9 protein-coding genes are annotated in these 7936 nt (G+C 69.2%); all 9 read left to right on the forward strand.

Annotated elements, in window-relative coordinates; translation table 11 throughout:
- Positions 1–160 precede the first annotated feature (160 nt).
- Entirely contained in the window at positions 161–2194 is a 2034-nt protein-coding gene (gene metG, locus DK254_RS25350; protein WP_109936028.1) for a methionine--tRNA ligase, read from the forward strand.
- 165 nt (positions 2195–2359) lie between these two features.
- Entirely contained in the window at positions 2360–2680 is a 321-nt protein-coding gene (locus DK254_RS25355) for a hypothetical protein (RefSeq protein ID WP_109936029.1), read from the forward strand.
- Complete coding sequence (locus tag DK254_RS25360; RefSeq protein ID WP_109936030.1) at positions 2680–3798, forward strand: glutathionylspermidine synthase family protein; 1119 nt, start codon at positions 2680–2682, stop codon at positions 3796–3798. The genes DK254_RS25355 and DK254_RS25360 overlap by 1 nt, the downstream gene beginning before the upstream one ends.
- Positions 3799–3837: 39 nt before the next feature.
- Entirely contained in the window at positions 3838–4227 is a 390-nt protein-coding gene (locus tag DK254_RS25365; RefSeq protein ID WP_109936031.1) for a DUF350 domain-containing protein, read from the forward strand.
- A 66-nt stretch (positions 4228–4293) separates the two neighbouring features.
- Positions 4294–4539 carry a type II toxin-antitoxin system CcdA family antitoxin gene (locus DK254_RS25370; protein WP_109936032.1) on the forward strand — a complete coding sequence of 82 codons (246 nt, stop codon included), beginning with the start codon at positions 4294–4296 and terminating at the stop codon, positions 4537–4539.
- Positions 4539–4847 (forward strand): CcdB family protein, encoded by a 309-nt coding sequence (locus DK254_RS25375; protein WP_256595956.1) that lies wholly within the window; start codon positions 4539–4541, stop codon positions 4845–4847. Before DK254_RS25370 ends, DK254_RS25375 begins: the two co-directional genes overlap by 1 nt.
- Before the next feature lie 37 nt (positions 4848–4884).
- Positions 4885–5469, forward strand: coding sequence for an electron transport complex subunit RsxA (gene rsxA, locus DK254_RS25380; RefSeq protein ID WP_109936033.1), 585 nt, complete (start codon positions 4885–4887; stop codon positions 5467–5469).
- Positions 5466–6032 (forward strand): electron transport complex subunit RsxB, encoded by a 567-nt coding sequence (gene rsxB / locus DK254_RS25385; protein ID WP_109936034.1) that lies wholly within the window; start codon positions 5466–5468, stop codon positions 6030–6032. The genes rsxA and rsxB overlap by 4 nt, the downstream gene beginning before the upstream one ends.
- On the forward strand, positions 6029–7936 hold a 1908-nt coding region (rsxC, locus tag DK254_RS25390), incomplete at its 3' end, for an electron transport complex subunit RsxC (RefSeq protein WP_109937299.1). The genes rsxB and rsxC, both read left to right, overlap by 4 nt.

Raw genomic sequence — 7936 nt, forward strand, 5'->3', positions numbered from 1 at the left:
GGCTACAGGCTGCAGGCTTCAGGCGAACAGCAGGCAGCGAACGCTCTTCGCTCCTGCCTGCAGCCTATGGCCTGCCGCCTGTAGCCTGTTGTGGCCTGCAGCTTGCCGCTTCCTATATAGTTACCGACTTCCCTCGTTTTGCCCCAATGGCCTGAGCATCATGTCCGAAAACCGCCAGATCCTCGTCACCAGCGCCCTGCCCTACGCCAACGGCTCGATCCACCTGGGTCACATGCTGGAGTACATCCAGACCGACATCTGGGTGCGTTTCCAGAAGATGCGTGGCAACCAGGCGGTGTACGTCTGCGCGGACGACGCCCACGGCTCGGCCATCATGCTGCGCGCCGAGCGCGAGGGCATCACCTCGGAGCAACTGATCGACGCCGTGCGCGCCGAGCACATGGGCGACTTCGCCGACTTCCTGGTGGACTTCGACAACTACCACTCGACCCACTCGCAAGAGAACCGCGAGCTGTCCTCGGCCATCTACCTGAAGCTGCGCGAGGCCGGGCACATCGCCACCCGCCCGGTGACCCAGTACTTCGACCCGGAAAAGCAGATGTTCCTGGCCGACCGCTTCATCAAGGGCACCTGCCCGAAGTGCGGCACCGCCGACCAGTACGGCGACAACTGCGAGGCCTGCGGCGCCACCTACGCGCCCACCGAGCTGAAGGACCCGAAATCGGCGATCTCCGGCGCCACCCCGGTGCTCAAGGAGTCGCTGCACTACTTCTTCAAGCTGCCTGACTTCCAGGCCATGCTGCAGCAGTGGACGCGCAGCGGCACCCTGCAGGAGTCGGTGGCCAACAAACTCGCCGAGTGGCTGGATAGCGGCCTGCAGGAGTGGGACATCTCCCGCGACGCGCCCTACTTCGGCTTCGAGATTCCCGACGCCCCGGGCAAGTACTTCTACGTCTGGCTGGACGCGCCCATCGGCTACATGGCCAGCTTCAAGAACCTCTGCGCGCGCCGCCCGGAACTGGACTTCGACGCCTACTGGAACAAGGATTCCAAGGCCGAGCTGTACCACTTCATCGGCAAGGACATCGTCAACTTCCACGCGCTGTTCTGGCCGGCCATGCTCGAAGGCGCCGGCTACCGCAAGCCGACCGCGCTGAACGTGCACGGCTACCTGACCGTCAACGGCCAGAAGATGTCCAAGTCGCGCGGCACCTTCGTCAAGGCGCGCACCTACCTGGACCACCTGGACCCGGAATACCTGCGCTACTACTACGCCGCCAAGCTCGGCCGCGGCGTCGACGACCTCGACCTGAACCTCGAGGACTTCGTGCAGAAGGTCAACTCCGACCTGGTCGGCAAGGTGGTCAACATCGCCAGCCGCTGCGCCGGCTTCATCCAAAAGGGCAACAACGGCCTGCTGGTGGACGCCAACCCGGCGCCGGAACTGGTCGAATCCTTCCAGAGCGCCGCGCCGAGCATCGCCGCCGCCTACGAGGCCCGCGACTTCGGCCGTGCCATGCGCGAGATCATGGCCCTGGCCGACCAGGCCAACGCCTGGATCGCCGACAAGGCGCCCTGGGCGCTGAACAAGCAGGAAGGCAAGCAGGCCGAAGTGCAGGCCATCTGCGCCCTGGGCGTGAACCTGTTCCGCCAGCTGGTGATCTTCCTCAAGCCGGTGCTGCCGAAGCTGGCCGAGGCCGCCGAAGCCTTCCTCAACGTCGCCCCGCTGAAGTGGAGCGACCACGAGAACCTGCTGGCCAACCACCAACTGAACCCGTTCAACCCGCTGATGACCCGTATCGAGCCCGCGAAAATCGAAGCCATGATCGAAGCCTCCAAGGAAGACCTCGCCGCCGCCAACCAGCCCCAGGGCAATGGCGAACTGACCAAGGACCCGCTGGCCGCGGAAATCAACTTCGACGCCTTCGCCGCCGTCGACCTGCGCATCGCGCTGATCGAGAAGTGCGAGTTCGTCGAGGGCGCCGACAAGCTGCTGCGCCTGTCCCTGGACATCGGCGACGAGAAGCGCAACGTGTTCTCCGGCATCAAGAGCGCCTACCCGGACCCGAGCAAGCTCGAAGGCCGCCTGACCCTGTACGTGGCCAACCTGGCCCCGCGCAAGATGAAGTTCGGCGTCTCCGAAGGCATGGTCCTGGCCGCCGGCCCCGGCGGCCAGGAAATCTACCTGCTCAGCCCCGACAGCGGCGCCAAGCCGGGCCAGCGCGTGAAGTAAGCGCCCTGCGCTGTCCACGACGCCGGCCCCTGGGCCGGCGTCGTCGTTTCCGCAATGCCCTCACTTCCGCCCACCACGGCGCCCCGCTAGACTCGCTGCGCCCCAAAGGACATCCCCGCGCAAGGAACCGCCGATGCCCCCGCACCACCACCCGGCCCGCCGGCCATGAAGAAATCCAACGTCGTCGCCACCCTGCTCACCGGCAGCGTGGTCGTGGCCATGCTCCACCACAACCCGGTGTACCGCGACCGCTACGCCACCCGCGAAGACTGCCTGAAGGACTGGGGCAGCACGCCCAGCGCCTGCGAGCCGGAACCCTCCGGCAGCACCAGCGGCGGCAGCAGTGCCGGGCGCAGCTACTACGGCCCCAGCTACGAGGAAGGCTCGCGCCCGCGCACCGCGCAGAGCTTCCAGGTGCAGTCGCGGCAACTCATCACCCGCGGCGGCTTCGGCGCGTCCGGGGCGCGCTTCTCCGGGGGCGGCTGATGCGACGCCTGGCCATGGAGCCGCGGCCGGACTGGCGCGAGCGCTGCGAGTCGGTCGGCTTCACCTTCCACAGCATCGACGGCCGCTACTGGGACGAGTCGGTCGCCTACGAATTCACCCTGGAGCAGATCGAGACGCTGGAAGCGGCGAGCGAAGACCTGCACCAGCGCTACCTGGAAGCGCTGGACTGGGTGATCGCCCACGAACACTTCGCCCCCTTCGCCCTGCCCGAGGCCGCCATCGAGGAAGCCGTGCGCGCCTGGCGCCGCCAGGACCCGAGTCTGTACGGGCGCTTCGATTTTTCCTGGAACGGCAGCGGCGCGCCCAAGCTGCTGGAGTACAACGCCGACACCCCCACCGGCCTGCTGGAGGCCAGCGTGGTGCAGTGGCACTGGCTGAACGACCTGAACCCCGCCGCCGACCAGTTCAACTCGCTGCACGAGAAGCTGATCGCGCGCTGGCGCGCCATCGCCCCGGACGGCCCGGTGCACTTCTGCGCCATCGACGGCCACGAGGAAGACACCGGCAACGCCCTCTACCTGCAGGACACCGCGCGCCAGGCCGGCCTGCAGACGCGTTACCTGCCCGTGGAGTTCATCGGCCACCACGCCGGGCGCGGCACCTTCGTCGACCAGTACGAACAGGACATCCGCCACTGCTTCAAGCTCTACCCCTGGGAATGGCTGATGCAGGACGACTTCGGCCGGCACCTCGAACGCAGCGGCACCCGCTTCGTCGAACCGGCCTGGAAGCTGCTGATGTCGAGCAAGGCCATGCTGCCGATCCTCTGGCAGCTCAACCCCGGCCACCCGAACCTGCTGCCGGCGAGCTTCCGCGACGACCTGCCCGGTGCCTACGTGCGCAAGCCACTGTATTCCCGCGAGGGCGAGAACATCCGCATCGTCGCCGGCGACCTGCGCCTGGAAAGCGACGGCCCCCACGGCGACGCGCCCTGCATCTACCAGGCCTACGCGCCGCTGGCCGAATACGCCGGCAACCACGCCGTGCTCGGCTGCTGGGTGGTCGGCGAGCAGGCCGCGGGCCTGGGCATCCGCGAGGATGCCAGCCCCATCACCCGCGACAGCAGCCGCTTCGTGCCGCACTACTTCATCGACTGAACCAACGGCGGCGCCCGCAGCGCGCCGCGAGGGAATCCCATGGACCTGTTGCCCAACTTCATCGTCTACCTGGCCGCCGCCCTGGCGCTGTTCGGCCTGTTCGCCAGCCTGTACATCCGCCTGACGCCCTATGCGGAAATCCGCCTGATCCGCCAGGGCAACCTGAGCGCCGCCACTGCCCTGGTCGGGGCCCTGCTCGGCTTCGCCCTGCCGTTGGCCAGCGCCATCGCCAACAGCGTCGGCCTGCGCGACATGCTGCTCTGGGGCCTGGTGGCCATGCTGGTGCAGGCCCTGGTGTACCTGGGTATCTCGCGCCTGGTGCCGGAGCTCAAGGCCGGCATCGCCAACGACACCCTGGCTCACGGCGTGTTCCTCGGCGGCTGCTCGCTGAGCGTGGGCCTGCTCAACGCGGCCTGCATGGTCTACTGAAGCGCCGGCGATTGCCGCTGGGGCGACATGCGCATAACCTATGCGCATGTCGACGCGGAGATTCCCATGCACACGACCTACGACCCCCAAGCCCCGAAGAAAGCCACCAACCTCAGCCTGAACAGCGACCTGCTGAAGCAGGCCCGCGAGCTGGACGTGAACCTCTCGGCGGTGCTGGAGGAAGCGCTGGCCGAAGTGGTCCGGGAGCGCCTGCAGGCACGCTGGCTGGAACAGAACCGCGAGGCCATCGACGCCTACAATCAGCATGTGGAAGACGCCGGCGTCTTCGGCGACGACCTGCGGAGCTTCTGATGCAGTTCGACCTCTACCGCAACCCCAGCCCGCGCGGCCGCGGGGAAATCCCGCTGCTGCTGGACGTGCAGAGCGACCTGCTCGCCTCGCTGAACACCCGCGTGGTGATCCCGCTCAGCCGCGGCAAGGGCCTGGCCGGCATCAGCCGGTTGATGCCCGAGGTGCTGGTGGAGGGCGAGAAGCTGCTGCTGCTCACCCCGCAGATGGCCGGCGTGGCCCGCCGTGACCTGGGCGAGGCGGTGGGCAGCCTGGCGCACCTGCGGCAGGACATCGTCGCCGCCATCGACCTGCTGACAAGGGGAATCTGAGCATGCGCAAGCTCTACCCTGCCCCGGGCGCCCGGCCATGACCGAACTCGCCCTGATCCTGGTCAGCGCCATCCTGGTCAACAACTTCGTGCTGGTGCAGTTCCTCGGCCTGTGCCCGTTCATGGGCGTCTCGCGCAAGATCGAGACGGCCATCGGCCTGGCCCTGGCCACCACCTTCGTGCTGACCCTGGCCTCGATCTGCAGCTACATCCTCCAGCGCTACGTGCTGCGGCCGCTGGACCTGGAGTACCTGCGCACCATCGGCTTCATCCTGGTGATCGCCGTGGTGGTGCAGTTCACCGAACTGCTGGTGAAGAAGAGCAGCCCGCTGCTGTACCGGGTGCTCGGCATCTTCCTGCCGCTGATCACCACCAACTGCATCGTCCTCGGCGTGGCCCTGCTCAATGCCAACAAGCCCGAGTACGGCTTCCTGCAGTCCAGCGTGCAGGGCTTTGGCGCCGGCCTGGGCTTCTCCCTGGTGCTGGTGCTGTTCGCCGCCCTGCGCGAGCGCATCGCCATCGCCGACGTGCCCGGGCCCTTCCAGGGCGCGGCCATCGGCATGATCACCGCCGGGCTGATGTCCCTGGCGTTCATGGGCTTCACCGGGCTGATCAAGCTATGACTGCCGTGCTGCTCGCGGTCGGCGTGCTGCTGGCCCTGTGCCTGGCCAGCGGCGCCCTGCTCGGCTACGCCGCGGTGCGCTACAGGGTCGCGGGCGACCCGGTGGCCGAACAGGTCAACGCCCTGTTGCCGCAGACCCAGTGCGGCCAGTGCGGCTACGCCGGCTGCAAGCCCTACGCCGAGGCCATCGCCCAGGGCGACGCGATCAACAAGTGCCCGCCCGGCGGCAGCGCCACCATCGCCGCCCTCGCCGACCTGCTCGACGTCGAGGCGCCGCCCCTGGACGCCCCGGCGCAACCCCCGCCGCGGGTGGCCTTCATCCGCGAGGCCGAGTGCATCGGCTGCACCAAGTGCATCCAGGCCTGCCCGGTGGACGCCATCGTCGGCGCCGCGCGGCAGATGCACACGGTGATCGCCGACGAATGCACCGGCTGCGACCTGTGCGTGGAGCCCTGCCCGGTGGACTGCATCGAGATGCGTGACCTGCAGGTCGGCGTACGCGAATGGAAATGGCCGCTGCCCGCTGCCCGGCTGATCGCCAGCGACCGGGAGCAGGCCGCATGAACGCCAAGGCCTGGGACTTCCCCGGCGGCCTGCACCTGCCGACGCACAAGCAGCAATCCACCGCCGGCCCCATCGTCCAGGCGCCGCTGCCCAAGCGCCTGGTCCTGCCGCTGCAGCAGCACACCGGCGCGCCCGCCCTGCCCTGCGTGGACGTTGGCGAGCGCGTGCTCAAGGGCCAGATGATCGCCAGCCCCGGCAGCGCCATCAGCGCGGCCGTGCATGCGCCGACCTCCGGCACCGTGGTGGCCATCGGCGAACAGCCCTACCCGCACCCGTCGGGCCTGCTGGCCGAAGCCATCGTCATCGACGCCGACGGCCGTGACGAGTGGGCGCCGCTGCAACCCAGCCCGGACTACCGCCAGGAAAGCCCCGCCGCCCTGCTGGAACGCATCCGCCAGGCCGGCATCGCCGGGCTCGGCGGCGCCGGCTTCCCCACCGCCGCCAAGCTGGCCGCGCGCGCCGCCGAGGACCTGCACACCCTGGTGATCAACGGCGCCGAGTGCGAGCCCTACATCAGCGCCGACGACATGCTGATGCGCGAACGCGCCGCCGAACTGGTGGAAGGCATCGAGATTCTCATGCACCTGCTGCAGCCGCAGCAGGTGCTGCTCGGCATCGAGGACGACAAGCCGCAGGCCATCGAGGCCCTGCGCCAGGCCATCGGCGAGCGCGCCATCGAGCTGCGCGTCGTCCCGACCAAGTACCCCTCCGGCGGCGAGCGCCAGCTGATCCAGTTGCTCAGCGGCCGCGAGGTGCCCAGCGGCGGGCTGCCGGCGGACATCGGCATGGTCTGCGTCAACGTCGGCACCGTCGTGGCGCTGCGCGACGCGGTGATCCTCGGCCGCCCGCTGATCTCGCGCATCACCACCCTGACCGGGGCCGCCCTGGCGCGGCCGATGAACGTCGAGGCGCTGCTGGGCACGCCGGTCGGCGAACTGCTGGACTTCGCCGGCCTCGACCACGGCCGGCTCGGCCGCCTGCTCATGGGCGGCCCGCTGATGGGCGTCACCCTGGGCGACCTGCAGGCCCCGCTGGTCAAGACCGCCAACTGCCTGCTGGCCGCCACCGCCGAGGAACTGCCGGCGCCACCCGCGGCCCTGCCGTGCATACGCTGCGGCGATTGCGCCCAGGCCTGCCCGGCCAGCCTGCTGCCGCAGCAGCTGTACTTCTTCGCCCGGGGCGACGACCACGAGCAACTGCAGGCCTACAACCTGTTCGACTGCATCGAGTGCGGCGCCTGCGCCTACGTCTGCCCCTCCAGCATCCCGCTGGTGCAGTACTACCGCGCGGCCAAGGCGGACATCCGCGAACTGCAGCTGAAACAGCAGAAGGCCGAACACTCGCGCCTGCGCTTCGAGCACCGCCAGGAACGCCTGCGCCACGAGGAGGCGCGCAAGGCCGAGGAACGCCAGGCCCGCCTGGAACGCGCCGCCCGCGCCCGCGAGGCCCAGGCCGCCGCGCCGCTGGCGGAAGCGCCGCAATCGGCCATCGAGCGCGTGAAGGCGGAGAAGGCCGTGGGCAACGCCGGCGCCGACCTCAAGCGGCTGAAGATCGAGGCCAGCATGGCCCGCGTCGCCCTGCAGAAGGCCGAGAAGCAACTGGCCGCCCACGACACAGAACAACTGCGCGCCCAGGTCGAGGCCCTGCGCCAGGCCGCCGAACAGGCGCGCCTGGCCCTGGAGGCCGCCGAAGCCGGGCCGGCCCCCGCTGCCCCCGTGCCGGAAGCCCGCGACGAAGCAGCCCTGAAGAAAGCGAAGATCGACGCCGCCATGGCCCGCGCCCAATTGAAGAAGTCCGAGAAAGCCTTCGGCGAAGCGCCCGACGCACAGCAGCAGGCCACCCTCGCCCAGCTGCGCGAAGCCGCCGAGCAGGCCGAGCGCCGCCTGGCGCAGTTGCAGGCGGCG

The organism is Pseudomonas sp. RW407 (assembly GCF_003176655.1).
GTDB lineage: Bacteria > Pseudomonadota > Gammaproteobacteria > Pseudomonadales > Pseudomonadaceae > Pseudomonas > Pseudomonas delhiensis.